The organism is Streptomyces sp. NPDC005791, assembly GCF_042871485.1.
Taxonomy (GTDB): domain Bacteria; phylum Actinomycetota; class Actinomycetes; order Streptomycetales; family Streptomycetaceae; genus Streptomyces.
Window position 1 is genome coordinate 152270 of the sequence record NZ_JBIAIP010000009.1, and the last position, 24495, is coordinate 176764.

Sequence of the window (24495 nt, forward strand, 5' to 3'; positions counted from 1 at the left end):
GCCTCTTCCCGGTAAGCACGCACCGCAGGGCCTCACGCCTGTCCGATCCGAACGGGCCTGGCGATGTTCCGGCGCAGGTGACCAACCAGTTTACGGATCGACCAGCTTACGGACCGACCAGCGGGTGAAGGGCTTGCCCAGAACTCCCGTTCCCGCCATTGCCCGCACGGCTGTCGGACTCACTCCCGCGCGCTACTACGCACTTCCGCACACCGAACCGACAGCAGTTCACAACCCCCACAACCGGTCCGAGACCAAGGCGGACTCGGCGCAGTGTCCGACGAAGTACTCGCGGTTCTCCGTGGGGAGGGCGTCGAAGAAGTCCCGCACCGCAGGGTGAAGGTCAGGAAGGTCTTCCCCACCGAGATCGGTCTGACTGAATATCTGACCGTTGACGAGTAGTGATGCCGCCACTCCGGGGACGAGGTCAGACAAAGTAGTTCTCCGCATCTTCCGTCTCGCTGCTCATGAGGCTTATCAGCGCCTCGTATTTTTCGCGCCCCAGATAGTATGCTCCTGTGTGATGCGAAAAAAAGAATCGTCCGTTCGTGTCAATGAGCAGGGTGGAACCGTCGTAGGTGTCGTACCCGACCGGGAAAAGCTGTACACCGAGGTCTGTGGCAAGTTCGGAGATCTCCTCGGCATCCCCTTTGAATACGAGATGAGGCGTGAAGACGACAAAATTCTCTGGTGCGGTGTCGATGACCGCCCGAAGGAGTGCATGCTCCCGGCTGAAGGCGAGGGCGGGGGCGGAAGGTTCGATCTCCACGCCGTAGGAACGATAGCGCTCGACGACGGCCGAAACCGCGTCGGATGCCTCGTCTTCGACGTCGCGGCCCGGATACCATCCGGCCTCTGACAGCCACGCGTCTACTTCTTCTGCTGTGGAAAGAATTGGCATATTTCCCTTGCCTGTGTGTGTGCTGTGACGCCGACCAGCGGAAGAATTCTTGAGCACGATCGGCAGGGCTCTTTGCAGTCCCCGTGATTCCTGAGCCCGGTGGGGGAGTCCTGCTCTCCGATCTGCAGGGAGTATACGAGTGCGCCGCTCATCACCCTGTGAATGTCCTCCGGTGTACTGATCTTTATGTTGTCTCTTTCCCCTGTTCCGCGCAGGCGATCGGATATGAGTGCCACCTCGGCGCATTTTCTGTGTGTTCTCGAGCCGTCGGCCATCCCGGCGCGTACGGGCCGCAGGGCATGCACAAAGGGGGGGCTTCGCCGGAAAGGCGATGTTCACCTACCGGTACAGCTACCAGCAGGCCGTCTGGGGCGGAGTGCTGCGGCATGTGCCCGTTCGAGGGAGTTTCCGACTTCATAGGGTCAATGGTCTCGGACTCTGCGTAGCGTTGACCAGGAGTGATGAGCTGAGCGGGTACGGGCTGTACACGCGGTCGGTGCGCTTGTACGTGGTGTTGGGCGTGACCGGGTTTCCGGGCCCCGAGTTGGCTGACTGGGCGGTTGTACGAGAGGAGCTGCGGCGTGGACGACGAGGTTCAGCAGCCGGAGTACGAGGTTGGGACGGGCATGCTGTGCGTGTTCGGGCGGCAGTTGAAGCTGTTCCGTGAGCGGGCGGGCCTGGATCGCGCGAGGCTCGGGTCGCTGACCGGGTACTCGGCGTCGACGATCGCGTCGTTCGAGCAGGCACGACGTATTCCGCCGCCGAAGTTCATCGACCAGGCCGATGAAGTGTTGCAGGCGGGTGGGGTCTTGAGTGCGAGCAAGGAGGAGGTGGCTCGGGCTCAGTATCCGGCGTTCTTCAGGGATGCGGCACGGCTGGAGGCGGAAGCCGTCGAGCTGCATGTGTACGCGAACCAGGCGGTGCCTGGCCTCTTGCAGACCGAAGAGTACGCGCGGGCCATCTTCACGATGATGCGACCGCCCATGCATGACGACCTGGTCGAACAGCGAGTGAGCGCCCGCCTGGTCCGGCAGGAGATCTTGTCCGGTCGTGACGCGTTGCTCGCCAGCTTCGTCATAGATGAGGCAGTGTTGAGGCGTCCCATCGGAGGCAGGGGCATCCTGCGTGGCCAGCTTGAGCAGATTCTCCTGATGGGGCAGCGGCGGAATGTCGAGATCCAGGTGATGCCGCTCGACCGTGAGGAGAACGCGGGTATGGCTGGTCCCTTCACCTTGATCGAGACGAAAGAAGGGCGGAGGATCGCGTACGCCGAGGTGCAGAACGTCAGTCGCCTGCAGACGGAGCGTGATCGCGTCCGTGCGCTGGAGGCCAAGTACGGGATCATCCGGGCGCAGGCGCTGACTCCTCGGGAATCATTGGCGTACGTAGAGAAGTTGCTGGGAGAGCCATGAATGCGCACGTACATCAGCCGCACATAGACCAGTTGGTATGGCGCAAGAGCAGCTACAGCAGCGAGGAAGGCGGCGAATGCGTCGAGGTCGCCGCCCGCCCCGCCAGGGTCCACGTCCGCGACTCGAAGGACACCACCCGCGCCGCACTCGCCGTGGAACCGACGGCGTGGGCCGCCTTCGTGGAGTTCGCGGCACGCTGACAGAGGTAGTGCCGATCGCAGGGCCCTCCGGCGGGCGTGTGCTTGCCGCGGGGGCCCTGCGCATCCTGCCTCCCGGCACCTCGCTCGATGGCGTAGCGGCCACGGCAGCTACGTCCCCTCACAGGCGCTCGGTGCGCGGCGGCGGTCGCCTTCCCGGGTGACGGTCGACGTCGTGGTGGAGCCGGCTCTCACGCCGGTGTCACCCGCATAACGAGGTCTCACCGGAGCCGATGCATGCGGGCCCGTAGAGCGCGGAGCTACGGTAAATTCCTGCTATGAAGCAGGGTAAAGAGATTGAGCACCCCGAGTCGCGTTTCTTTACGGTGCTGCTGGCGGCGGCGAAGCTGCCGGGCGTGCGTATCCACAGGGAGTCGTACCTCCGAAGTGCGCTGGCCCGGCACTGCTCCGAGGACGAGATCCGACGAGCGATTGCAGAGACTCCCGCTGCGGCGGGCATCACTGTCGAGCTCCTCGACAAGGTCGCCAAGGACTCCATCCGCTACGAAACCGCCAAAGTCAGCGCACTCTCGGCCGCCGCCGGACTACCCGGCATCCTCGCCCTTCCCGCCACGGTGCCCGCCGACCTGGCCCAGTACGTCGGCCACATGCTGCGTATCTCGCAGAAGCTCGCCTACCTCTACAGCTGGCCCGATCTGTTCTCCGACGAGGGCGATGACGTTGATGACGCGACCATAGGGGTGCTCACGCTGTTCTTCGGCGTGATGTTCGGCACCCAGTCGGCGAATGTTGCCGTGGGGAAGGTCGCCGGGATGATGTCGAAGCAGGTCGCGAAGAAGCTGCCCCAGAAGGCGCTCACCAAGGGTGTCATCTACCCGCTCGTGAAGAAGTCCGCGACTTACCTCGGCGTTCAGATGACCAAGCAGTCCTTCGCGAAGGGCGTCTCCAAAGCCATCCCCATCGTCGGGGCCGTGGTCTCCGGCGGGCTCACCTTTGCCACCTACCTTCCGATGGCCAAGAGGCTCAAGAAGCACCTCTCCGGCCTGCCGCTGGCGGACCCGTCGCACCGAGCGATGGACGGGGAAGTCGTGGACGGGGAAGTCGTGGAGGAGTACGAGACCTTCGCCTCGGAGGACGCTGAGCGGCACAGTGCGGACACCACTGCCGTCAAGCTGGAGGAACCCAGGGCCTGACGCCGCGAGTGCTCTCCAGGCCGCCCAGGAGGGTGGCCTTCCGTTTGCGATGGAGGTGCGGGCCAGGTTCCTCCGGCGCTACGGCCGTTCGCCGGAGTGGCGAGGGCGGCGTTGGCGCCGCTGCTCCGGCGTGGGGATGAGTGGCCCCGAGGGGGAATCCGGTGAGCGAAGTCATGACCGGTGCTCCTGCCCCGAGTCGTCTGTCTTCCCGACCGGCGGGTGCAATGCCCGTCGTGCCGCGCTGATGAGACGGTGTGCGTCAGCGTCGTACACGGCGGACTCCCGGAGTGCCTTCCAGGTACGCAGATACGTGTCCACGCTGACTTCGTCATCGATCCACAGCTCCGCGTGCCAGTTCTCTACGATCACCTGGCGGTCGTCGTAGATCCAGAAGGCGGTGGCCGGGGGGATCTTGAGCGAAGCGGACAGCGGGATGATCCCCAGCTCAACCGTGTCCAGGCCGATGGCTCCCGCGAGGCGATCGAGCTGTGCGGCGAGCACGGACGGCGGGCAGACCAGGGCGTGAAGGGCGGCTTCCCACAGGATGAGGTGGAAACGCTTGGACGAGTCGTACAGCGTCGCTTGCCGCTTCACACGGGACCGGACCGCTTCCTCGGTGTCGCGTGGCGATCGCTGGAGTTCCGCGTACCTCGTGAAAATCGACCGCGCGTAGTCCGGTGTCTGGAGAATCCCGAAGATCATGGAGGACTCCCAGCCGCGGAACACGGAGGCTTCGGCATGCGCGCCCAGGTGAGTGTCCTGGACCGCCTTGTGCCCGGAGGCCAGCTGCCGTCGCCATGACCGGATATGGGATTCGAAGCCCTTCAGGCGTGCGAGCAGTTCGTCGAACGCCTCGGGTCGGCCGGTTGCCTCCGCCCACTTGCGCAGGTCATCGGGCGTGGGTGTCTGCCTGCCGTTCTCCAGCCTGCTGACCTTCGACTTGTTCCACCCGTACTGCTCGGCGAGTTCCGTACCGGTGAGCCGGCCCCCAGGGGTGGAGAGTCTGAGCTCGCGCAGCCGTAGCCCGAGTGCTGCTCGGGCCTGCTGGTAGTCCGTGCTCACCGGAGCGCACCTGCCTCAGTCCTCCTACGCGGTCAACCGTGCCGCGAACTCGTCGTACGGGACGGCATGATGCAGCGCCGCGTCGCGTGTCATGGCGTACCGCAGTACTGCGGCGGGCTCGGTGATCAGCTCGACGTCGACGAGGTTGTCGGCGTCGTCGAAGCCGAGCAGCGCCACCAGCCGCGAGTCGAAGATCCAGAAATCCTCGGCGGGCAGACCGAGACGGTCGGCATCCTCTCGCGACAGGTTGAGGATCCTCTCGCCGACGGCGCTGTTGCGACGCGCGTTGTCGAGCAGGTACAGCTGGCCTGCCGTAGGCGGGTTGTCGACGATGCGGACACGCTCGAACCGCTTGCCGAGCGCGGTCTGCTCGCGACGTTCGGCGCACCACTCCGCGTCGATGCCGTGCCAGTCGACGGGCTCACCGCTCGTGAACTGGGCGTAAGTGTCGGTGAGCTCGTCCGACGCGTATCGGCGGCGCGTCTCCAAGCGCCACGCCGTGTGCTCGAACTGTGTGAAGAGCCGGTCGAACTCGTCCAGCCCGATGATGTTCGGCACGCGGACGACCTCCTTCGGGCCGAAGTCGACCAGCAGTTCGCGCGGCACCACGATGGGCACCTCGCCCTCGTTCAGGTGCCGGAGCCGGGCGATGTCGTCGGGGTCGGTGAGGGCGGGGCCGTGCACGATGACCTGACCCGTGTCGAGGTCTTCGTGAATGGACGGGCACCCGTTGACACCGCTGCCCGTGCCATTGAAACGCAGTCGTCGGGCCATGATCTGGTCCTTCCCTCAGGGAGTGAGCTCCCAGGCTTCCACGAGACCAACACCCCTCGCCCAGGCTTCGGCCGACCTAATCAGCAACTTTACGCAACTTCGCCGAGGACTGGAGCAACCTCGCGCAACCCTCATGGCACCTCACAACGCCTGCTCTTTACCGTCGCGTTCATGGATGGAGCTCACCAGATGAAAGGAGCAGGTCTTGACCGTTTCGCTACCGAAAACCGATGTGGACTGGACCGCGCTGCGGAACTTCGCGGCACTGCGTGGACAGCTCAGGGTCTCGTTGACCCCCGCCTGCAATCTGAAGTGCTGGTTCTGCCACAACGAGGGCGACGTGCCGCCACCGTTCACTCACCTGCATCGGGAGGCCAGGCCCCGTGTGCGCGAACTGACCGCTGACGACTACGTGAATGTCCTGCGCGAGATGATCGGCGCCGGTCTGAAGCGGGTCTACTTCACCGGCGGTGAGCCACTGACGTCGAAGCTGGCAAGGCCGGTGCTCACCCAGCTCCCGGTCCACGGCCCGGACGTGTCCTACACACTGATCACGAATGGCCTGCTGGTGCGCACCCATCAGGACTGGCTCGCCACGACCGGCCTGGACAAGGTGAAGGTCTCCCTGCACTACTTCTCCGACGATTCCTTCCGGGCCATTGCCCAGACCCGTGCCGGCATCGCTGCCGTTCTGGACGGCATCGAGGCCGCCCGCGAGATGTTCGAGCGGGTGGAGCTGAACACGCTCATCCAGCGCGAGAACGAGCACGAGTTGCACGGCATCCTCGCCTTCGCGCTGGAGCGTAGGCTGCCGGTGCAGTTCATCGAGCTGGTGGACACCGACTTCAACGCCGACCGGAAGTCCTCGGCCGTCGGGGCCCGGGGCATCATCGACCACCTACGCACCCTGACCGGCGAGGAGGAGACAGAAGTCTCCGGCACCGGCCAGGGGCGGCGGATCTTCCGCATCGACGGCATCGAGATCGACGTCGTCCAACGCGAACTCGGGCGCCACCACGTCGGCCAGTGCGGCACCTGCCCGGTGAAGGCCAAGTGCGTGGAGGGCTTCTGGGCCCTGCGCCTGGATCACGCCGGTGGAATCCAGCCCTGCTTGTTGCGGGACGACCTCCGCATGGACATCCGGCACGCGCTCGCCGATCCGGAGGTGGTTCCGGCGGCCGTGGCCCGGCACGTGACAGCCTTCACAGAGGGCACCCTGTGAGTCCCCTTCGAGCCCCGTACACACCCCGGGTGGAGGGGAAACGCCAGGGGCCGTTCGTCGTCCTGGAAGGTGTCTCGGGAGTGGGGAAGTCGACGCTCGCCCGCTTGCTGGTACAGCGGCTCGGCGCCACGGAGATCCACACCCTCACCGATCCGCACACCGGCTGGTGCGACATGGCCAACCGGGAGCTTCGGCCGCTGCCGCAGTTCGCCTTCTACCTCTCCGGCCTCCTGCACGTCTCCGACGCCGTCCGGCAGCACCTTTGCACGGGGCCGGTGGTCGCGGACCGGTACGCCTCCTCGGTCATGGCCTGCCATGCCGCCGTCAACCGCGTCGGCCTGGACCAGGTGCGAGAGCTGATCACCCCGTTCCTGCCTTACCTCGTGGTGCCGGACGCCACTTTCTATCTCATCAGTTCCGAGAACTCGCTGAAGGAGCGGATGAGCATCAAGACGGACGTGAAGCAGGACGACACCGACCTGTTCGACGTCCCCGGCCGTCTCGCCCGGCTCCGGGAGCACTTCCAGTCCGTCGCCGAGACCGATCCGAGCACGGTCATGCTTTCCACCGACGACCGCAGCCCGGACAACCTGGCCGACATCATCGTCAAGCACCTGGAGGACAGGCGTGCTCAGCCCGATCGACACCGACGCCGTCATCCGTGACGGCGGCGTCACCGGCGCGTTCCCGGACGAGCTCCACGAAGCCGTCGCCTGGTGGGTCGCCGCCTGCTTTGTTGTGGTCGGCCGGGTCCGGCAGATGGCCGTGGCCCACGACAGCCACCCCATCACGGCCGGGTTTTACCAGCGGTTCTGCTGCGGGGCCATCAACGCCCAGCACTTCGGCTGCCAGGTCTCGAGCCTCGGCGTGGCCGACGAAGCCCAGCTCATACACGCCATGAAGCGACTCGGGGGCGTCCCCGGAGCCCTGCTGACCACGGCCGACGTCGGCGGGCGGCAGACCGTCACCATCCGCCTCTATGACGTGGACGGCCGGTCGGTCACCGAGGACACCGGTCTGGCCGGACTGCGGCAGATGATCGTTTCCGACCGGGTCCCCCTCCCGGTGAACGACCATGCCAAGGGCCGCATCATCGAACGCCGCGACCTGGTGGAGGCACTGTGATCGACGCGGCCGACGTCATCCGAAGCGGCACCGGCATCCTGTTCGTCACCCTGGACTCCCTGCGCTACGACGTCGCCCGCGCGGCCCTGCACGCCGGGCAGACCCCGCGCCTGGCGAAGATCTTGCCGGGCGGAGCGTGGGAAGAACGCCGCACCCCTGGTACCTTCACCCTCCCCGCGCACCTCGCGTTCTTCTCCGGCTTCCTGCCCAAACTCCCGCAGCCCGTACAACCGCCGCGGCTGTGGGAGTGCCGCCCGCCCGCGTTCAAAACGGTCGATGCGGGCACGTTCGTCTTCGACGCGCCGAACCTTCTCACCGGGCTCGCCCAGCACGGCTACCGCACTGTGTGCGTCGGCGGCGTGACCTACTTCTCGCGGGAGACACCGCTTGGGGCGGTGCTGCCCGACATGTTCGACGAGGACCACTGGCGGCCCGACTTCTGCTCCCCGGAGCCCGACTCCACCCGCCACCAGGTCGAACACGCCTTGACCGTCGCCGAGCGGTACGCCTGCCGGCCGCTGTTCCTGTTCGTCAACGTCTCCGCCACCCACGTCCCCCACGGCCACTACACCGGTGACAGAGGTGACTCCTGGCAGTCCCAGGCCGCCGCGCTCGCGTACGCGGACGAACACCTGGGCCGCCTGGTCGACGGGCTCACCGGCAAGGAGAGATGGCTGATCATCATGTGTGCCGACCACGGCGACGCCTTCGGTGAGGACGGCTACCACGGGCGGGGCATTGCTCATCCGACCGTGTTGAACGTGCCGTACGCGGCCTGGCTGTCAGAGTAGGCGGATACGCTCCCGGGCCATGACCGACACAACCCGGCAGGAGGCGAAGCGCGACGCCTCCGTCATCGTGGCCCGAGACGCGGTGGGCATGGTCGCCGTCCTGACCGCCGAATTCACCCAGCACGGCGGCGAGTACGTGTTCCTGCCCGGGGGGCGCCGGGAGGAGGGCGAGACACCGGAAGACTGCGCGCGGCGTGAGCTGCGCGAGGAAGCCGGCGTCATCGCCCAGACCTGGCGGCCCCTCGGCTCGTACGCCATCACTCTCGACTCCACTGCCCGCATCCACCTCTTCCTGGCCGAAGGGCTCACCTGTGGACCGCAGCAGCTCATGCCCGGCGAAGAGAGTTTCACGCTCATGTGGTGGCCGATGCCCGACGCGATTCGGGCCGCCGTCGAGGGACGCTTCCTGCTCCAAGGGGGACCGCTGGCACTGCTGCTGGCCCAGCAGGCCATCGCAGTCTGAGAGGAGTCGATCCCGGGACCGACCGACAGCCCGTGGGTCATCGTCCACCTCAGCGAATTTACCCCTGTCCCGCACGCTGAGGAGCCAGTATCAGGGTGGCACACTGCTCACCCTGCCGTCGGAGTGTGAGCGCGTCCTCGGCCCCGACCACACCGTGACCCTGTGCGCCCGGCACAACCACGCGTGGGCGCTGTATCTCCTGGGCCGCTTCGACGAGGCCGACCGTGAGATCCGGCAGGACGTCGAGACGCATGAGCGGCGTTTCGGGCCCGAGTACCCGATCGTGCTCGCCGCCGGGCAACTCCTCTCCCGTACCCGGGCCGCACTCGGGCACGTGGACGAGGGAATCGCGCTGATGGCGGCCGTCGTCCTGCGGCGGGAACGCGGCCTGGGCCCCGAACACCCCTTCACGGTCGCGAGCCGGTATCACGGGACGGGGTGGTGAGAGGGCCCCGATGTAGGGCGCTATGCGCAGGCCGTAGGAGGCGCGGCCAGGGCGAGCGTGTCGTCACCGAGGGACCGCTGCACGCACACGTCGAACGTGTCAACCAGGAACTTATGGGCGGCTGAAGGCCGTTGGTGCGCGCCGAGGGAAGCCCCGCCATCCGGGTACTCCCCGATGGCGGGCCCTCCGGCGAGGAACGTGGGTCAGAACTTCGGGTCCGGGCTCTGGGCGTGGACCATCTCGGCGGCCTCCGCTTCCGTCTCCACCGAGGGCGGGGAGCCGGCCAGGGGCTGGTTGGCGGTCTCCTTCATGCAGGCCACCGCGATCACGCCGACCAGGGCCGCCGCCATCGCGTAGTACGCAGGCATGAGGTTCGAGCCGCTCCAGCTGATCAGGGCGGTGATCACCAGCGGGGTCGTGCCGCCGAAGATCGACGCCGAGAGGTTGTAGCCGACCGACAGGGAGCCGTAGCGCACGTTGGTCGGGAACAGGGCGGGGAGGGCGGCGGACATCGTGCCCAGCATGCAGACCAGCGAGAGGCCGAGCATCATCATGCCGATGGTGATCGCCGGGATGCTGCCCTGACGGATCAGGAGGAAGGCCGGGAGGGACAGGAACAGGAAGCCGAGCATCCCGGCCATCAGCAGCGGCTTGCGGCCGAAGCGGTCCGACAGCTTGCCGAACTGGCTGATGATCAGCATCAGGAAGACCATGACGGCGAGCAGGATGAGCAGGCCGTGGGTCTCGCTGTAGCCGAGCTCGTCCGAGAGGTACGTCGGCATGTACGACAGCAGCATGTAGTCGGTGATGTTGTACGCGCCGACCAGGGCGATGCAGAGGATCAGCGTCGGCCAGTACTGGCGGAAGATCTTGGCGAGGTCGCCCTTGGCCGTCGACTCGACGTGGTCGGCGGCCTCCGTGGCGTGGGCGGTGCCGCCCTCCAGCTTCTGGAAGGCGGGGGTCTCGTCCAAGCGGAGTCGCAGGTAGAGGCCTACGAGGCCGAGGGGGCCGGCGACGAGGAACGGGATGCGCCAGCCCCAGGACTCCATCTGGCCGGTGTCCAGGACGGCGTACAGGAGGGTGACGAGTCCGGCCGCGCCGACGTAGCCGGCGAGGGTGCCGAACTCCAGGAAGCTGCCGAAGAAGCCGCGGCGCTTGTCGGGGGCGTACTCGGCGATGAAGGTCGAGGCGCCGCCGTACTCGCCGCCGGTGGAGAAGCCCTGGAGCATCCGGAAGAAGATCAGGAGGACCGCGGCCCAGACGCCGATGGTGTCGTGGGAGGGGATGAGGCCGATCGCGAAGGTGCCGACCGCCATGAGGATCATGGTGAGGGCCAGGACCTTCTTGCGGCCGATCTTGTCACCCATGGGGCCGAAGAACATGCCGCCGAGCGGGCGGACGAGGAAGGCCACGGCGAAGGTCGCGAACGACGAGAGGAGCTGGGTGGTGTCGTTCCCGGAGGGGAAGAAGACATGCCCGATGGTGACGGCCAGGTAGGAGTAGATGCCGAAGTCGAACCACTCCATGGCGTTACCGAGCGACGCCGCCTTCACCGCGCGCTTGACCGCCTGGTCGTCGGTGATGGTGATGTCCGTCCGGCGGAGCCGGGGGTTCTGGCGCTTACGGATGACCCGGAAGAGCGCCGGGTGGCGTTTGACCGCGTCAGGGTCGGCCGCCTGGTGGGGGTCGGAGGCCGCCATGGCCGGTTCCTTTCGTCGAACGGTGTTCCAGGAAAGGCTTCTGCGCAGTCATGGCGGTTGCAAACCGAATCAACAGATGATTGCGATCTCGCTCACATCTTCTCCGGTCGGGACACCCAGGGACCGGGGTCAGATTCCGAGGTCCTTGATGATCTTGGCAACGTGGCCGGTCGCCTTGACGTTGTAGAGGGCCTTCTCCACCTTGCCCTCCTCGTCGACCACAAACGTGGAGCGGATCACGCCCGTCACCACTTTGCCGTAGAGCTTCTTCTCGCCGAACGCGCCGTAGGCCTCCAGGGTCTCCTTGGAGGGGTCGCCGACCAGTGTGACCTTCAGGTTCTCCTGCTCGCGGAACTTCGAGAGCTTCTCCGGCTTGTCGGGCGACACGCCGATGACGTCGTAGCCCGCACCGGCGAGGAGGTCCAGGTTGTCCGTGAAGTCGCAGGCCTGCTTGGTGCAGCCGGGGGTAAGTGCGGCGGGGTAGAAGTAGACGATGACCTTGCGGCCCTTGTGGTCCGCGAGCGAGACCTCGTTGCCGTCGGCGTCCGGAAGGGTGAAGGCGGGGGCGGTGTCGCCGGTCTGGAGTCGCTCGCTCATGTTTCTCCTCGAGTGGCACGTGGGCTGTGTGGCACCGAGCGTAATAGGGGGTGCCGCCGGGTGTAGGAGCGGCCGAGCTGACAGACTGTCGATGAAGGTTTACCCGACGACGACCACGGAGGCGGCGCAGTGTCGGATACGAGGACCCCTGCGCAGATCGAGGCGGACATCATCAGCAGGCGTGCGCAGCTTGCGGTGGTGCTGGACGAGATCGGGGTGCGGGTGCACCCGAAGACGATGATCGGTGACGCGAAGGCCAAGGTCGCGTCGACGGTGGACCGGACGGCGGGGCGTGCGTTCGTCGCGGTGAACCGTTCGGTTTCGGATGTGAAGGCGCAGTTCGTGGCCGAGGACGGGTCGCCGCGGCTGGAGCGGGTCATTCCGGCGGCGCTGGTGGTGGCCGGTGCGGTGGCGTTGCTGACGGTGTCCGCGCGGCGCAGGAAGCGCTGAGCGCGGTCCCGGGCGGGCCCTGGGGCGTGCGGACCGGTGCGGGGCAGGTAGGTTTCGGGACGTGAGCGACAACGGCATGAGCACCACCGACGACAAGCTGCCGATCCGGATGCTGCACGATCGCGTCCTGGTCCGGTCCGATTCGCCCGAGGGCGAGCGGCGGTCGGGCGGCGGCATCCTGATTCCGGCGACGGCGGCGGTCGGCCGGCGTCTGGCGTGGGCCGCCGTGGTCGCGGTCGGGCAGAACGTGCGGACCGTGGAGCCGGGTGACCGGGTGCTGTACGACCCGGAGGACCGGGCGGAGGTCGAGGTGCGGGGCGTGGCGTACGTGCTGATGCGGGAGCGGGATCTGCATGCGGTGGCGGCGGACCGGTTCGAGGGTTCGGTGGATTCGACCGGGCTGTATCTGTAGGCGGCGGTGCGGTGAGTGGGCCTGGTGACTGTGGTCACCAGGCCTTTTGGCTGTTCTGCGGGCTTGCTACGGTGGTGTGACCCCGACGAGACGCGCCGTACCGGGTTTCGCAAAGACGACGCACCCGTGTGTTTCGCGTGTTCCGTCGTGGAGGTGCCGTCGTGGCGTGGGTTCTGTTGGTCGTGGCCGGTCTGCTGGAAGTGGGCTGGTCGATCGGGATGAAGTACACCGAGGGGTTCACCCGGTTGTGGCCGAGTGTGTTCACCGGGCTGGGGATCGTGGCGAGCATGGTGCTGTTGTCCCATGCGGCGAAGACGCTGCCGATCGGTACGGCGTACGGCGTGTGGGTGGGGATCGGCGCGGCCGGCGCGGCGGTGCTGGGCATGGTCGTGCTGAACGAGCCGGTGACCGCCGCCCGTATCTTCTTCGTCTGTCTGCTGCTGGTGGCTGTGGTGGGGCTGAAGGCGACGTCCGGGCACTGAGGGCGCTGTGTGTTCAGGGGCGGTCGGGGCCGAGGAGGCCCTGGCCGCCCCTTCCGTCCTGCTCGGTCCTGCGGCCGGGGGCGGCCGTGCCGTCCTTGTCCTGCCGTGCGACGGGGCGGGTGTCGGGGGTGTGCCGGGTGGCGGGGGCGGGGGCGCGGGTGGGGCCGGCGGCGGGTGGGGCGGTGCGGGGTGTCCGCGGGGCCCGTGCGGTGTCGGGCCGGGTGTCCGGTGTGCGGGGGCGGGCGCTGTCCTGCCGCTCGCGGGAGTCCCCGGTGCCGGGTTTCCGTGTGTCCCCGCCGTCCCGTGGTGCCTTGGTGCCCCTGGCCTCCTCGGTGTCCTCGCCCTCCGCGCTCTCGTCCGGGTCGGGCTCTTCGGGGCCTTCGTCTGCCTCCAGCTCGAAGCCCTGGACCTCGCTGCCTTCGAGCGCGGCCCGGGTGTAGGCGGCCCAGGTCTGTGCGGGTGCGCCGCCGCCGTTGATGCGGGCGAGGCCGAGTGCGCCGTACAGGGGTTTCTGTACGCCGGTCTCGGGGTCCTGGCCCATGACGGCGACGACGGTGGCGAGGTCGGGGGTGTAACCGGCGAACCAGGCGGCCTTGTCCTCCTCGGCGGTGCCCGTCTTGCCCGCGGCGGGGCGGCCCGCGCCCTGGGCGGCGGTGCCGGTGCCGCCGTCGACGACGCTCCGCAGGACGGAGGTGGTGGTGTCGGCGGCTTCCCGGCTGATGGCCCGTCGGGTGGTGCGGGTGGGGAGTGCGAGCTCGGTGGCGTTCTTGCTGATCTTGGAGACGAGGGTGTGGGGGCGCTGCCTGCCGTGGTCGGCGAGGGTGGCGTAGGCCGAGGCCATGTCGATGACGCTGGCGGTGGCGGGGCCGAGTGCGATGGAGGGTGAGGCGGTGAGGTCGGGGGTGTCCTGGGGGATGCCGAGGGCGATGGCGGTTTCCTTGACCGTCTCGGGGCCGACGTCCTGGGCCATCTGGGCGTAGACGGCGTTGACGGATTTGTCGGTGGCTTCGCGGACGGTGATGGAGCCGTAGTCGACGTCGTCCTCGTTGGCGGGGGAGTAGCCGGTGGAGCCGGTGGCGCTCTGGACGGTGCGTTCGTTGGTGCCGTCGTAGCGGGTGTTGGGGGTGATGCCGCGGTTCTTCTGGGTGGTGGACCCGTTGGCGAGGGCGGCGGCGAGGACGAACGGTTTGAAGGTGGAGCCGACCTGGTAGTCGCGGCGGGTCGCGTTGTTGACGTACTGCTTCGTGTAGTCGATGCCGCCGTAGAGGGCGACGACGTGGCCGGTGGCGGGGTCGATGGAGGCGCCACCGGCGCGGACGTTGCGGTCTGCTTCGCGGTCGTCGCTGGTCTTGGACAGGATGTTGTCCTCGACGGCCTGGACGAGGGCGTCCTGTTTCTTCTTCTGGAGCGTGGTGGTGATGCGGTGGCCGCCGGTGGCGAGGGTGTCCTCGTCGATGATCTTGTTGTCGGTGAGGTAGTCCTCGACGGCCTGGACGATGTAACCGCGCTGGCCGGAGAGCGCGGTGGCGGGCTTGGCCTTGCCCGGGACGGGGAAGGTCATGGCGTCACGGTCGGCGGCTTCGAGCCAGTCGTGCTTGATCATGCCGTCCAGTACGTAGTCCCAGCGGGCGAGCACGGCCTTCTTGTTCTCGGGATGGGCGACGACGTCGTAGGAGCTGGGGGCGTTGAGCAGGGAGGCGAGGTAGGCGCCTTCGCCGGCGTCCAGGTCCTCGACGTCCTTGCCGTAGTAGGCATGGGAGGCGGCCTGGATGCCGTAGGCGTTGCGTCCGAAGTAGCTGGTGTTGAGGTAGCCCTCGAGGATCTCGTCCTTGCTCTGTTCGCGGTCGAGTTTGATGGAGATGAAGAATTCCTTGGCCTTGCGGACGACGGTCTGTTCCTGGCCGAGGTAGTAGTTCTTGACGTACTGCTGGGTGATGGTGGAGCCGCCCTGCCGCCCCTTGCCGGTGACGGTGTTCCAGCCGGCGCGGAGGGTGGCCTTGATGTCGATGGCGTCCTCGGAGTAGAAGTCCCGGTCCTCGGCGGCGAGTACGGCGTGCTGGATGGTGCGGGGGACGCGGCGGAGGGGGACGTTCTCGCGGTTGATCTCGCCGTCGCGGGCGATGACGGTGCCGTCCTCGTACAGGTAGACGTTGGACTGGGCGGTCGCGCTGGCGTTGGCGGCGGGGATGCCGACGAGTTGGTAGCCGGCGATGAACCCGCCGACGAGGAGCAGGGCGAGGAGCAGTACGCCGCCGAGGGTCATGCGCCAGGTCGGGACGGCCCGGCGCCAGCCGGAGCGCTTGGGCCGCTTGGGTCGTTTCGCGCGCCCTTCGGTGGCTTGTGCGCCGTTCGGGTGCTGGGGGTCGGGGGTGGAGGCCGTGGCCGAGGTGTCCCGGGGGGCCCATCCTTCGGAGCCCTGTGGACCAGGGTCTCCGCCGTGCTGCGGTGGCTCGTGGCTCATGACTGTGGAGGCTCCTCGACTGCGGATGATTTTCCTATAGTGCACTTTTCGGGCGGATAACCCTCGGATCCTCCACGGAAATGGGGTCGCGGCGGCCGATCGCCATGGACTAACGTCGTGCGCTTTGGCGGAAAGGGGGGCGAGGTGCGGCTCTATGCCGTGGTAGCGGCCGGTGGGTTCCGGCGGTATGCCACCTACCGGATGGCGACGCTCGCGGGGGTGTTCACCAACACCGTCTTCGGTTTCATCATGGCGTACACCTATATCGCCCTGTGGGACGAGAGGCCCCAGCTGGGCGGCTACGACATGTCGCAGGCGCTGACCTATGTGTGGCTGGGTCAGGCCCTGCTGGCGACCTGCGCGATGATGGGCGGCGGCTTCGAGGACGAGCTGATGGAGCGGGTCCGTACGGGTGACATCGCGGTCGATCTGTACAGGCCCGCCGATCTGCAGCTGTGGTGGCTGGCGGGGGATCTGGGCCGGGCCGCGTTCCATCTGCTGGGGCGTGGGGTCGTGCCGATGGCGCTGGGGGCGCTGGCCTTCGATCTGGCGCTGCCGGGCTCCGGGTGGACCTGGCTGGCCTTCCTCGTGTCGGTGGCTCTGGGGGTGGTGGTGAGCTTCGGGGTGCGCTTCCTGGTCGCGCTGTCGGCGTTCTGGCTGATGGACGGGGCGGGCGCGATGCAGATCGCCTGGCTGGCCGGGCTGTTCTTCTCGGGGATGATGCTGCCGCTGACGCTGTTCCCCGGCTGGCTCGGGGAGCTTGCCCGTGCCTTGCCGTGGTCGTCGCTGCTCCAGGTTCCGGCCGATGTGTTCCTCGGCACGTACGCGGGCTGGGACGTGCTGCGGGCGTACGCCTTCCAGGCCGGCTGGGCGGTGGTGCTGCTGCTGGCGGGGCGGCTCCTGCAGTCGGTGGCGACCAGGAGGGTGGTGGTCCAGGGTGGCTGAGGTCCGGGTGGAGCGTGTCGCGGCCGTGGAGCCGGAGACCGCGTTCGCCGAGCGGTCCCGGCTGGTCGAGGGGGTGCGGGCGTACGGGCTGATCGTGGCGATGTGGCTGCGCTCGACGATGGCGTACCGCGCGTCGTTCGTGATGACGACCGTCGGGAACTTCGTGTCGACGGCGTTCGACTTCGTCACGATCATGCTGATGTTCGCGCACGTCGACGTGCTGGGTGGCTTCACCCTGCCGGAGGTCGCGTTGCTGTACGGGACGTCGGCGACGGCGTTCGGGCTGTCCGATCTGGTGCTGGGGTCGATGGACCGGCTGGGGCGGCGGGTGCGGGACGGGACGCTGGACACGCTGCTGGTGCGGCCCGTCCCGGTGCTGGCGCAGGTGGCGGCGGACCGGTTCGCGCTGCGCAGGCTGGGGCGGATCACGCAGGGCCTGCTGGTGCTGGGGTACGCGTTGTGGACGCTGGACATCGACTGGTCGCCGCTGAAGGTGGTGATGCTGCCGCTGATGGTGCTGAGCGGCGCGGCCATCTTCGGGGCGGTGTTCGTGGCGGGTGCGGCGTTCCAGTTCTACGTCCAGGACGCGTCGGAGGTGCAGAACGCGTTCACGTACGGCGGGACGACGCTGTTGCAGTATCCGCCGTCGGTCTTCGCGAAGGACCTGGTGCGCGGGGTGACGTTCGTGGTGCCGCTGGCGTTCGTGAGCTGGCTCCCGGCCCTGTACGTGCTGGGCCGGGACTATCCGCTGGACCTGCCCCGGTGGGTGGCGTTCCTGCCGCCGCTGGTGGCCGTGGGGTGCTGGGTGCTCGCGGGTCTGGCGTGGCGGGCGGGGCTGCGGGCGTACCGCAGCACGGGAAGCTGAGGAGTGGGCGTGGGCGACATGGACTTCATCGAGCTCGACGGTGTCGAGAAGGTCTTCGACGTGCGCCGCAGGGCGGGTTTCCTGCGCCGTGAGCGGCGTGAGGTGCGGGCGGTGGACGGCATCAGCTTCCGGGTGCCGCGTGGGCAGATGGTCGGCTACATCGGCCCGAACGGGGCGGGCAAGTCGACGACGATCAAGATGCTGACGGGCATCCTCACGCCGAGCGGTGGCCGGCTGCGGGTCGCGGGGATCGATCCGTCCAGGCAGCGTACGAAGCTGGCGCACCGGATCGGGGTGGTGTTCGGGCAGCGTACGACGCTGTGGTGGGACCTGCCGTTGCGGGACTCGTACCGGCTGATGCACCGGATGTACCGGATCCCGGACAGCCGGTACCGGGAGAATTTGGACCGGTGCGTCGAACTCCTGGATCTGGGCGCCCTGTTGGACGTTCCGGTGCGTCAGCTGTCGCTGGGGCAGCGGATGCGGGGCGATATCGCGGCGGCTCTGCTGCACGATCCGGAGGTGCTGTATCTGGACGAGCCCACGATCGGGCTCGACGTGGTCTCCAAGGCGAAGGTACGGGGGTTCCTCAGGGACCTGAACGCGGAGCGGTCCACGACGGTTCTGCTGACCACGCACGACCTGACCGACATCGAGCAGCTGTGCAAGCGGGTGATGGTGATCGACCACGGGCGTCTGATGTACGACGGTGCGCTCACGGGGCTGCACGAGAGGGGCGGGAGTGAGCGGACGCTGGTCGTGGACCTGGAGCGGGAGCTTCCGCCGATCGAGCTCGGGTCGGAACCTTCGGTGCGGGTGGTGAAGGTGGAGGGGCCCCGGCAGTGGCTGGCGTTCCCGGCGGCGGCGTCGGCCGCTCCGCTGGTGGCGCGTATCGCGGCGGACTATCCGCTGGTCGATCTGTCGGTGCGGGAGCCGGACATCGAGTCCGTGATCGCGAAGATGTACGTGTCGGATTCTGCTCTCCAGGCCCGTCCCGGCGTCGCTCTATAAGGTGCGCGGTATGACAAGTGAAAACCCGGACATGCGTGCCTCCGACGCGGAACGTGAGCGGGTCGCCGAGGCCCTGCGGGAGGCCGTGGCCGAGGGCCGGTTGCAGATGGACGAGTTCGAGCAGCGGCTCGACGCGACGTTCAAGGCGCGTACGCACGGGGAACTGGTTCCGCTCGTCAGTGACCTTCCGGCGCCGGGTGCGGCTGTGGCGCCGGTGGTGGGTCCGCCGCCCGTCACGGTCCCTGGGGCGTCCCCCTCCGCGGACTGGTCGCGGCGTATCGGTGGTCCCGCGACCTCGACGAAGGCGTTCGCCTTCTGGAGCGGGTTCGGGCGCAGGGGCCGTTGGACGGTGGGGCGGGTGTTCACCGCGGTCGCGGTGTGGGGCGGTGGCGACATCGATCTGCGCGAGGCGGACTTCGAGGACCGTGAGGTGGTGATCCGCTGCTTCGCGATCATGGGCGGGATCGACGTGAAGGTCCCGCCGAACGTGGACCTGCACGTCAACGGCGTCGGCTTCATGGGTGGTTTCGACGAGCGGACGAAGGACGCGGGCGAACCGGAGCCGGGCGCCCCGCGGGTGCGGGTGACCGGATTCGCGCTCATGGGCGGGGTGGGCGTGGACCGCAAGTGGAGCAAGGCGCAGCGGCAGCGGCTGAAGGAGGCGGAGCGGCTGCGGCTGCGGAAGCCGGACGCGGGGGACGGGCGCAAGGAGCTCGGCTGAGCGGCCGGGCGTCCGGCCTGAGCCCGTGTCAGAAGGCGTCGGCCTTCGGGGTGCCGTCCACCGTGCCGAGGTCGATCGCGTGGCCCAGGGCGCGGTAACCGGCGTCGTTGAAGTGCAGCCGGTCGCCCGAGTCGTACGCGGGCAGGATCCGGTTGGGGGCGTACGGGTCGCGCACGACCCGGTCGAAGTCGACGAACGCGTCGAAGATCCGGCCGGAACGGATCTCCTCGTTGACGGCCCGGCGCACACGCTCGCTCTCGGGCGACCAGGTGGCGTAGCCCTGGAAGGGCGTCAGCGTCGCTCCGACGACCCGCAGCCCTTGGGCGCGTGCGCGCTCGGTGAGGGAGCGGAGCCCGGCCGTGATGCGGTCGGGGTCGTGCTCCTGGGGGTGCTGCTGCACGTCGTTGATGCCGAGCGCGACGATCACGGTCCGCGCGCCGGCGACGGACAGTACGTCGCGCTCGAAGCGGTGCGCACCGCTCTGCCCGCCCGCCCCGTTGCGTGCGGGCGGGCTGTCGCGCAGGAGGCGGTTGCCGGCGATGCCCTGGTTGGCGATGCCGTAGGTGTGCCGCAGCCGGTCGGAGAGGACGTCCGGCCAGCGGTTGTCGGCGTCGGTGGTGGAGCCGCTGCCGGCCGTGAGGGAGTCGCCGAGTACGACGATCGCGCCGGGTGACGTCGTGTTGCGGACGTCCACGGCGGTCAGGTACCGCCACCGGGTGGTGCTCCAGGTGGCGTGCTCGTCGGCCAGGTAGGACGTCTGGTGGGTGTTGGGGTGCTGGGTGACCGGCCCGGAGGCGTGCGGGGTGCGGAAGGCGACCTCGAGGTCGGTGTCGGGGGCGACAGGGACGACGACAGGGTCGCTGACGACCTGTCGGCCCGCGGCGACGGTGACGGTGGGCAGACCGCCGAAGGTCACCCGGCGGGTGTTGACGGTGGCCTGGTCGATGACGAGCGGGGCGACGCCGAAGAGGTTGGACAGCGTGATGCGGGCGGCGTCCCCGCCGACACTGGTGTGCACGATGTTGCGGATGGTGCGGCCGGGGTAGCCCTGCCCGGTGTGCGGCTCCGCGCTGACGGGGGCAGCGGTCCAGGTGGCGACCCAGGTGCCGATGGAGTTGGCCGGCGCGGCGGGATCGCGGGCCGCCGCACGGGTCTCGGGCCCGCTGAGCGGTGCCTGGCGGGCCCCGGCGATCAGCGACGTACCGAACGCGACGGCGGCGGCGAGCGCGGCGGTGCCTGCCACGAGGGCGATGAGCAGGGCGTACCCCTGGCGCCTGGGCATCTGCGGTGATTCTCCTTGCGGTGTTCGGCCCGGTGTCCGGGTTGCTCTCATGATGCGACAGGCCCCGGGGAACTCGACGTGCGGCCCGGGAGTAGGTGAGGTAGGGACAATGCGTACGGCACGGCGTGACGCGTACGCGGACGGGTGGAGCGGATGGAACAGGACGCGGGACAAGGAACGGCATCCGGGGCGCAGGACCATGTGCCCGGACGGCCCGGGGCTCCTGGCGGGCGGCCGAGGCCGACGTTGGGCGGGTTCGCGTACACCGCCGCCGATGAGGAGAAGCGGCGCGGTGTGCGCCGCATGAAGACCACCGCCACAGGTCTGCTCCTGCTCGTCGCGCTCGTGTACGTCCTCGCCACCTGGGCGGAGAACGCGGGTGTGGGCGGCTGGCCGGGCTACGTCGCAGCGGCTGCCGAGGCGGGGATGGTCGGTGCGCTGGCGGACTGGTTCGCCGTCACGGCGCTCTTCCGGCGTCCGCTCGGTCTGCCGATCCCCCACACCGCCATCATTCCCACCAAGAAGGACCAGTTGGGGGAGTCACTCGGTTCCTTCGTGGGCGAGAATTTTCTCTCCGGGGACGTCGTTCGTGACCGAATTCACGCCCTGGGGGTCGGTTCGCGGCTCGGTACCTGGCTGGCGGAGCCGCAACACGCGGACCGGGTCACCGCCGAACTGGCCACCGCGCTGCGCGGCGCGCTGACCGTGCTGCGGGACTCCGATGTGCAGGCGGTCGTCGGGGAGGCGATCACCCGGCGGGCGGACGCGGCGGAAGTCGGCCCGGGGATAGGCAAGATGCTGGAGAAGATCGTCTCGGACGGCGGTCACCGCAGGGTCGTCGACCTCGTCTGCGTACGGGCGCACGACTGGCTGGTCCTGCACGGCGACTCCGTGATGGACGCGGTGCAGGGCGGGGCGCCCGGCTGGACACCCCGGTTCGTCGACAAGCGGGTGGGGGAGCGGGTCTACAAGGAGCTGCTGCGCTTCGTCACGGAGATGCGCGACATGCCGGAGCACCCGGCGCGCGGCTCGATCGACACGTTCCTGACGGACTTCGCCGCCGACCTCCAGACCGACACGGACACCCGGGCCCGGGTGGAGAGGCTGAAGTCGGAGATCCTGGGGCGCGGTGAGGTCCAGGACGTCATCGCCTCCGCATGGTCCTCCGTCCGTACGATGATCCTCGCGGCGGCCGAGGACGAGCGGAGCGAGCTGCGGATGCGGGCCCGGACGTCGCTGATGTCCCTGGGAGCCAGGCTGTCCACGGACGAGCGGCTGCAGGCCAAGCTGGAGGGCTGGCTGGAGGACGCGGCGGCGTACGTGGTCACGACCTACCGTGCGGAGATCACCTCGCTGATCAGCGACACGGTGGCCGGCTGGGACGCCGACCAGACCTCGAAGAAGATCGAGGCGCACATCGGTCGCGACCTGCAGTTCATCCGGATCAACGGCACCGTGGTGGGTGCGCTGGCCGGTCTGGCGATCTACTCGGTGTCCCACGCGCTGGGAGGCTGACCGGCGGTGTGCCCGGCCTGTCGTACGGGCACACCCTGCTCGTCGTCACCCGGCGCTGCGCCGGGTGACCGCCCACGACGCGGCGGCGACGCCGCCCGCCACGGTGAACACCGCGGGCCAGGCGCCGACCTTCTTGGCCAGGGGGTGCGAGCCGGCGAAGGCGGCCACATAGGCGACGGTCAGGCCCGTGGCCGCGCGGGCCCCGGCCTGCCGGTTCCACTCGTACGCCGCGACCGACCCCGCGGCGGCCAGTGCGATGCCGCCCAGCGGGCGCTTCCTGGTCCAGCGGGCGATTCCGTACCCGCCGAGGAGACCGCCCGCCGCCACTGCCGCTGCCGGGACCTTCGCCATTGCCGCCACCTTCGCTCTCCTGCGTATCCGTCGGCGTGTCCGCCGGGAATCCGAGGATAGGCCGCCCGTCAGTCGGTGCCGAACTCCATGGCGGCGCGGTCCAGCAGCTCGTCGTCGCCGGAGACCTCGCCGCGTGAGGCGATGGCCTGGGCGCCGCCCTCGGGCATGGCGCCGATCAGGCCGGTCGCCGCCGCCTGTGCGGCTCCGATCAGCGAGGGCTGGGTCGTGCCGACGAGGCCGAGGCCGGCGAACTGCTCGAGCCTGGCACGCGAGTCGGCGATGTCGAGGTTGCGCATGGTGAGCTGGCCGATGCGGTCCACCGGGCCGAACGCCGAGTCCTCGGTGCGCTCCATGGAGAGCTTGTCCGGGTGGTAGCTGAACGCGGGACCCGTGGTGTTCAGGATCGAGTAGTCGTCACCGCGCCGCAGCCGCAGCGTCACCTCGCCGGTGACGGCCGAGCCGACCCAGCGCTGCAGGGACTCGCGGACCATCAGCGCCTGCGGGTCCAGCCAGCGGCCCTCGTACATGAGGCGGCCCAGACGACGGCCCTCGTTGTGGTACTGGGCGAGGGTGTCCTCGTTGTGGATGGCGTTGACCAGGCGCTCGTACGCGGCGTGCAGCAGGGCCATGCCCGGTGCCTCGTAGATGCCGCGGCTCTTGGCCTCGATGATCCGGTTCTCGATCTGGTCCGACATGCCCATGCCGTGCCGGCCGCCGATGGCGTTGGCCTCCATCACCAGGTCGACGGCGGAGGCGAAGTCCTTGCCGTTGATCGTGACCGGGCGGCCCTGCTCGAAGCCGATCGTGACGTCCTCGGTGGCGATCTCGACCGAGGGGTCCCAGAACCGGACGCCCATGATCGGGTCGACGGTCTCCACACCGGTGTCCAGGTGCTCCAGGGTCTTCGCCTCGTGGGTGGCGCCCCAGATGTTGGCGTCGGTGGAGTACGCCTTCTCGGTGCTGTCGCGGTAGGGCAGCCCGTGGGCGACCAGCCACTCCGACATCTCCTTGCGGCCGCCGAGCTCGGTGACGAAGTCGGCGTCGAGCCACGGCTTGTAGATGCGCAGGTGCGGGTTGGCGAGGAGGCCGTAGCGGTAGAACCGCTCGATGTCGTTGCCCTTGAACGTGGAGCCGTCGCCCCAGATCTGCACGTTGTCCTCGAGCATCGCGCGGACCAGCAGCGTGCCGGTGACGGCACGGCCCAGCGGCGTGGTGTTGAAGTAGGCACGGCCGCCCGAGCGGATGTGGAACGCGCCGCAGGCGAGCGCGGCCAGGCCCTCCTCGACCAGTGCCGCCCGGCAGTCGACGAGGCGCGCGATCTCCGCGCCGTACGCCTTCGCCCGGCCGGGCACCGACGCGATGTCGGGCTCGTCGTACTGGCCGATGTCGGCGGTGTAGGTGCACGGGACGGCACCCTTGTCGCGCATCCACGCGACCGCGACCGAGGTGTCGAGGCCGCCCGAGAAAGCGATGCCGACGCGCTCGCCGGTGGGCAGGGAGGTGAGAACCTTAGACATAGGAAGAGTATGCACTCGTTCGCATGCATATGCAAATGGGGTGTTCGCGGGAAGACATGGCCGCCGGCCTCGGGATACGGTCCGGGTCCGAACGACGAGGGGGGCCTCAAGATGATCCGTATCCGTCCGCGTGCCGTGATACCGGCCGTGGTTCTGGGGGCGTTGCTGGTGGGCTGCGGTGCGGCGACCACCACGGACGGGCCGGGTGACGACGTCCCGCAGGCGGTCCCGTCCGCGGCCGGGACGGCGGCGGGTGGGGTGTCCCTGATGCCCACACCGTCACCGACGCCCACCCTCGTCATCCAGGAGGATCCGAACGCGCCGGAGCTCGTCCGCGACGCCTTCGCCGGACTCCAGGCGACGCTGGACGACACCTGCACCCCCGGGGCGGGGGACTGTGCCTACTTCCTGGGCCGGGTCAACGACGAACTGAACCGTCTGGACGAGGCGATGAAGGCGGACAAGAAGGGCCCCGGCCATTTCGAGGAACCCCTCGCGTGGACGAGCGCGTTGCGTACGACGCTGGACGGCGATGTCTCCACGCCGAATCTGGAGAAGCACCGCGCCGCGCTGATCGGGACCCGGGACCGCGTCAACACCTGGATGCAGGACCACCCGGACGACTACCGCTGACCGGCGG

29 protein-coding genes, 1 pseudogene and 1 riboswitch are annotated in these 24495 nt (G+C 68.6%); of the genes and pseudogenes, 19 read left to right on the top strand and 11 right to left on the bottom strand.

Annotation, left to right across the window (positions count from 1 at the left end):
* Positions 1-228: 228 nt before the first annotated feature.
* The 3 genes from ACFYSH_RS19240 to ACFYSH_RS19250 are packed head-to-tail and all read right to left on the bottom strand — an operon-like array spanning position 229 to position 1176.
* Positions 229-450: a YwqJ-related putative deaminase gene (locus ACFYSH_RS19240; protein WP_359464696.1), complete on the bottom strand. Its 222-nt coding sequence runs from the start codon at positions 448-450 to the stop codon at positions 229-231.
* Complete coding sequence (locus tag ACFYSH_RS19245; RefSeq protein WP_359464693.1) at positions 428-958, bottom strand: SUKH-3 domain-containing protein; 531 nt, start codon at positions 956-958, stop codon at positions 428-430. Before ACFYSH_RS19245 ends, ACFYSH_RS19240 begins: the two co-directional genes overlap by 23 nt.
* Positions 871-1176 carry a YwqJ-related putative deaminase gene (locus ACFYSH_RS19250; protein WP_388753887.1) on the bottom strand — a complete coding sequence of 102 codons (306 nt, stop codon included), beginning with the start codon at positions 1174-1176 and terminating at the stop codon, positions 871-873. Before ACFYSH_RS19250 ends, ACFYSH_RS19245 begins: the two co-directional genes overlap by 88 nt.
* Between ACFYSH_RS19250 and ACFYSH_RS19255 the strand changes: the two are divergent.
* From ACFYSH_RS19255 to ACFYSH_RS19270, 4 genes and pseudogenes are all read left to right on the top strand, one after another.
* Positions 1174-1283: pseudogene (locus ACFYSH_RS19255) on the top strand (SAM-dependent methyltransferase); the annotation flags it as partial. The gene ACFYSH_RS19250 and the pseudogene ACFYSH_RS19255 sit on opposite strands and share 3 nt — an antisense overlap.
* A 199-nt stretch (positions 1284-1482) precedes the next feature.
* On the top strand, positions 1483-2313 hold the full coding sequence (locus tag ACFYSH_RS19260) for a helix-turn-helix transcriptional regulator (protein ID WP_359464688.1): 831 nt from the start codon (positions 1483-1485) through the stop codon (positions 2311-2313).
* Positions 2310-2513 carry a DUF397 domain-containing protein gene (locus tag ACFYSH_RS19265; protein ID WP_359464685.1) on the top strand — a complete coding sequence of 68 codons (204 nt, stop codon included), beginning with the start codon at positions 2310-2312 and terminating at the stop codon, positions 2511-2513. Before ACFYSH_RS19260 ends, ACFYSH_RS19265 begins: the two co-directional genes overlap by 4 nt.
* Positions 2514-2788: 275 nt before the next feature.
* Positions 2789-3664 carry a hypothetical protein gene (locus tag ACFYSH_RS19270; protein ID WP_388753892.1) on the top strand — a complete coding sequence of 292 codons (876 nt, stop codon included), beginning with the start codon at positions 2789-2791 and terminating at the stop codon, positions 3662-3664.
* Between the two features lie 171 nt (positions 3665-3835).
* Here ACFYSH_RS19270 and ACFYSH_RS19275 read toward each other — a convergent pair whose 3' ends face one another.
* Positions 3836-4726: a helix-turn-helix domain-containing protein gene (locus ACFYSH_RS19275; protein ID WP_388753895.1), complete on the bottom strand. Its 891-nt coding sequence runs from the start codon at positions 4724-4726 to the stop codon at positions 3836-3838.
* A 24-nt stretch (positions 4727-4750) separates the two neighbouring features.
* Positions 4751-5500 carry a DUF6879 family protein gene (locus ACFYSH_RS19280; protein ID WP_388753898.1) on the bottom strand — a complete coding sequence of 250 codons (750 nt, stop codon included), beginning with the start codon at positions 5498-5500 and terminating at the stop codon, positions 4751-4753.
* Between the two features lie 205 nt (positions 5501-5705).
* On the opposite strand from ACFYSH_RS19280, the gene ACFYSH_RS19285 reads away from it, so the two are divergent.
* The 6 genes from ACFYSH_RS19285 (at position 5706) to ACFYSH_RS19310 (ending at position 9546) form a co-directional block, all read left to right on the top strand.
* A complete protein-coding gene (locus ACFYSH_RS19285) occupies positions 5706-6722 on the top strand; it encodes a radical SAM protein (protein ID WP_388753901.1) in 1017 nt (338 codons plus the stop codon).
* A 29-nt stretch (positions 6723-6751) separates the two neighbouring features.
* A complete protein-coding gene (locus ACFYSH_RS19290) occupies positions 6752-7387 on the top strand; it encodes a thymidylate kinase (protein WP_359464672.1) in 636 nt (211 codons plus the stop codon).
* A complete protein-coding gene (locus tag ACFYSH_RS19295) occupies positions 7350-7847 on the top strand; it encodes a hypothetical protein (protein ID WP_359464670.1) in 498 nt (165 codons plus the stop codon). The genes ACFYSH_RS19290 and ACFYSH_RS19295 overlap by 38 nt, the downstream gene beginning before the upstream one ends.
* Entirely contained in the window at positions 7844-8638 is a 795-nt protein-coding gene (locus ACFYSH_RS19300; protein ID WP_359464668.1) for an STM4013/SEN3800 family hydrolase, read from the top strand. Before ACFYSH_RS19295 ends, ACFYSH_RS19300 begins: the two co-directional genes overlap by 4 nt.
* A 19-nt stretch (positions 8639-8657) precedes the next feature.
* A complete protein-coding gene (locus tag ACFYSH_RS19305) occupies positions 8658-9101 on the top strand; it encodes an NUDIX hydrolase (RefSeq protein WP_359464665.1) in 444 nt (147 codons plus the stop codon).
* 154 nt (positions 9102-9255) lie between these two features.
* Complete coding sequence (locus ACFYSH_RS19310) at positions 9256-9546, top strand: tetratricopeptide repeat protein (protein ID WP_359464662.1); 291 nt, start codon at positions 9256-9258, stop codon at positions 9544-9546.
* A 203-nt stretch (positions 9547-9749) separates the two neighbouring features.
* On the opposite strand, the gene proP is transcribed toward ACFYSH_RS19310, so the two are convergent.
* Positions 9750-11246 carry a glycine betaine/L-proline transporter ProP gene (gene proP, locus ACFYSH_RS19315; protein WP_359464660.1) on the bottom strand — a complete coding sequence of 499 codons (1497 nt, stop codon included), beginning with the start codon at positions 11244-11246 and terminating at the stop codon, positions 9750-9752.
* A 129-nt stretch (positions 11247-11375) separates the two neighbouring features.
* Positions 11376-11843, bottom strand: a complete 468-nt coding sequence (gene bcp, locus ACFYSH_RS19320) for a thioredoxin-dependent thiol peroxidase (RefSeq protein ID WP_359464657.1) — start codon at positions 11841-11843, stop codon at positions 11376-11378.
* A 129-nt stretch (positions 11844-11972) separates the two neighbouring features.
* On the opposite strand from bcp, the gene ACFYSH_RS19325 reads away from it, so the two are divergent.
* The 3 genes from ACFYSH_RS19325 to ACFYSH_RS19335 all read left to right on the top strand — a co-directional run bounded on the left by ACFYSH_RS19325 (position 11973) and on the right by ACFYSH_RS19335 (position 13187).
* Positions 11973-12293 (top strand): DUF3618 domain-containing protein, encoded by a 321-nt coding sequence (locus tag ACFYSH_RS19325; protein WP_359464654.1) that lies wholly within the window; start codon positions 11973-11975, stop codon positions 12291-12293.
* Positions 12294-12369: 76 nt separating this feature from the next.
* A complete protein-coding gene (locus ACFYSH_RS19330) occupies positions 12370-12705 on the top strand; it encodes a co-chaperone GroES (protein WP_051834804.1) in 336 nt (111 codons plus the stop codon).
* Positions 12706-12765: 60 nt separating this feature from the next.
* A riboswitch (guanidine-III (ykkC-III) riboswitch) is annotated at positions 12766-12830 on the top strand.
* Between the two features lie 36 nt (positions 12831-12866).
* Entirely contained in the window at positions 12867-13187 is a 321-nt protein-coding gene (locus tag ACFYSH_RS19335; RefSeq protein ID WP_189525900.1) for a multidrug efflux SMR transporter, read from the top strand.
* Positions 13188-13200: 13 nt separating this feature from the next.
* On the opposite strand, the gene ACFYSH_RS19340 is transcribed toward ACFYSH_RS19335, so the two are convergent.
* Positions 13201-15648 (bottom strand): transglycosylase domain-containing protein, encoded by a 2448-nt coding sequence (locus ACFYSH_RS19340; RefSeq protein WP_388753908.1) that lies wholly within the window; start codon positions 15646-15648, stop codon positions 13201-13203.
* Between the two features lie 144 nt (positions 15649-15792).
* Here ACFYSH_RS19340 and ACFYSH_RS19345 point away from each other — a divergent pair, with 144 nt between their 5' ends.
* The 4 genes from ACFYSH_RS19345 to ACFYSH_RS19360 are packed head-to-tail and all read left to right on the top strand — an operon-like array spanning position 15793 to position 19190.
* Entirely contained in the window at positions 15793-16593 is an 801-nt protein-coding gene (locus tag ACFYSH_RS19345; RefSeq protein ID WP_359464647.1) for an ABC-2 family transporter protein, read from the top strand.
* Positions 16586-17458 carry an ABC transporter permease gene (locus ACFYSH_RS19350; protein WP_388753911.1) on the top strand — a complete coding sequence of 291 codons (873 nt, stop codon included), beginning with the start codon at positions 16586-16588 and terminating at the stop codon, positions 17456-17458. Before ACFYSH_RS19345 ends, ACFYSH_RS19350 begins: the two co-directional genes overlap by 8 nt.
* 18 nt (positions 17459-17476) lie before the next feature.
* Positions 17477-18469 (top strand): ATP-binding cassette domain-containing protein, encoded by a 993-nt coding sequence (locus ACFYSH_RS19355; RefSeq protein WP_388754185.1) that lies wholly within the window; start codon positions 17477-17479, stop codon positions 18467-18469.
* 10 nt (positions 18470-18479) lie between these two features.
* A complete protein-coding gene (locus tag ACFYSH_RS19360) occupies positions 18480-19190 on the top strand; it encodes a DUF1707 domain-containing protein (protein WP_359464643.1) in 711 nt (236 codons plus the stop codon).
* Positions 19191-19218: 28 nt separating this feature from the next.
* Here ACFYSH_RS19360 and ACFYSH_RS19365 read toward each other — a convergent pair whose 3' ends face one another.
* On the bottom strand, positions 19219-20472 hold the full coding sequence (locus ACFYSH_RS19365) for an SGNH/GDSL hydrolase family protein (RefSeq protein ID WP_359464640.1): 1254 nt from the start codon (positions 20470-20472) through the stop codon (positions 19219-19221).
* 153 nt (positions 20473-20625) lie between these two features.
* On the opposite strand from ACFYSH_RS19365, the gene ACFYSH_RS19370 reads away from it, so the two are divergent.
* A complete protein-coding gene (locus ACFYSH_RS19370) occupies positions 20626-21987 on the top strand; it encodes a DUF445 domain-containing protein (RefSeq protein WP_388753914.1) in 1362 nt (453 codons plus the stop codon).
* A 45-nt stretch (positions 21988-22032) separates the two neighbouring features.
* Here the strand turns inward: ACFYSH_RS19370 and ACFYSH_RS19375 are convergent, their stop codons facing one another.
* Positions 22033-22338, bottom strand: coding sequence for a hypothetical protein (locus tag ACFYSH_RS19375; protein ID WP_359464636.1), 306 nt, complete (start codon positions 22336-22338; stop codon positions 22033-22035).
* A gap of 68 nt (positions 22339-22406) precedes the next feature.
* Positions 22407-23855, bottom strand: coding sequence for an argininosuccinate synthase (gene argG / locus ACFYSH_RS19380; protein WP_359464633.1), 1449 nt, complete (start codon positions 23853-23855; stop codon positions 22407-22409).
* Positions 23856-23966: 111 nt separating this feature from the next.
* On the opposite strand from argG, the gene ACFYSH_RS19385 reads away from it, so the two are divergent.
* Positions 23967-24488 (top strand): hypothetical protein, encoded by a 522-nt coding sequence (locus ACFYSH_RS19385; RefSeq protein WP_388753917.1) that lies wholly within the window; start codon positions 23967-23969, stop codon positions 24486-24488.
* The last annotated feature ends 7 nt before the right edge of the window (positions 24489-24495 follow it).

Excerpts from the sequence above, each read along its gene's own strand:
- ACFYSH_RS19240 (WP_359464696.1), bottom strand. The coding sequence starts at position 450 with ATGCGGAGAACTACTTTGTCTGACCTCGTCCCCGGAGTGGCGGCATCA.
- ACFYSH_RS19250 (WP_388753887.1), bottom strand. The coding sequence starts at position 1,176 with ATGGCCGACGGCTCGAGAACACACAGAAAATGCGCCGAGGTGGCACTC.
- ACFYSH_RS19265 (WP_359464685.1), top strand. The coding sequence starts at position 2,310 with ATGAATGCGCACGTACATCAGCCGCACATAGACCAGTTGGTATGGCGC.
- ACFYSH_RS19270 (WP_388753892.1), top strand. The coding sequence starts at position 2,789 with ATGAAGCAGGGTAAAGAGATTGAGCACCCCGAGTCGCGTTTCTTTACG.
- ACFYSH_RS19280 (WP_388753898.1), bottom strand. The coding sequence starts at position 5,500 with ATGGCCCGACGACTGCGTTTCAATGGCACGGGCAGCGGTGTCAACGGG.
- ACFYSH_RS19305 (WP_359464665.1), top strand. The coding sequence starts at position 8,658 with ATGACCGACACAACCCGGCAGGAGGCGAAGCGCGACGCCTCCGTCATC.
- proP (WP_359464660.1), bottom strand. The coding sequence starts at position 11,246 with ATGGCGGCCTCCGACCCCCACCAGGCGGCCGACCCTGACGCGGTCAAA.
- bcp (WP_359464657.1), bottom strand. The coding sequence starts at position 11,843 with ATGAGCGAGCGACTCCAGACCGGCGACACCGCCCCCGCCTTCACCCTT.
- ACFYSH_RS19330 (WP_051834804.1), top strand. The coding sequence starts at position 12,370 with ATGAGCACCACCGACGACAAGCTGCCGATCCGGATGCTGCACGATCGC.
- ACFYSH_RS19340 (WP_388753908.1), bottom strand. The coding sequence starts at position 15,648 with ATGAGCCACGAGCCACCGCAGCACGGCGGAGACCCTGGTCCACAGGGC.
- ACFYSH_RS19355 (WP_388754185.1), top strand. The coding sequence starts at position 17,477 with ATGGACTTCATCGAGCTCGACGGTGTCGAGAAGGTCTTCGACGTGCGC.
- ACFYSH_RS19360 (WP_359464643.1), top strand. The coding sequence starts at position 18,480 with ATGACAAGTGAAAACCCGGACATGCGTGCCTCCGACGCGGAACGTGAG.
- ACFYSH_RS19365 (WP_359464640.1), bottom strand. The coding sequence starts at position 20,472 with ATGCCCAGGCGCCAGGGGTACGCCCTGCTCATCGCCCTCGTGGCAGGC.
- ACFYSH_RS19370 (WP_388753914.1), top strand. The coding sequence starts at position 20,626 with ATGGAACAGGACGCGGGACAAGGAACGGCATCCGGGGCGCAGGACCAT.
- ACFYSH_RS19375 (WP_359464636.1), bottom strand. The coding sequence starts at position 22,338 with ATGGCGAAGGTCCCGGCAGCGGCAGTGGCGGCGGGCGGTCTCCTCGGC.
- argG (WP_359464633.1), bottom strand. The coding sequence starts at position 23,855 with ATGTCTAAGGTTCTCACCTCCCTGCCCACCGGCGAGCGCGTCGGCATC.
- ACFYSH_RS19385 (WP_388753917.1), top strand. The coding sequence starts at position 23,967 with ATGATCCGTATCCGTCCGCGTGCCGTGATACCGGCCGTGGTTCTGGGG.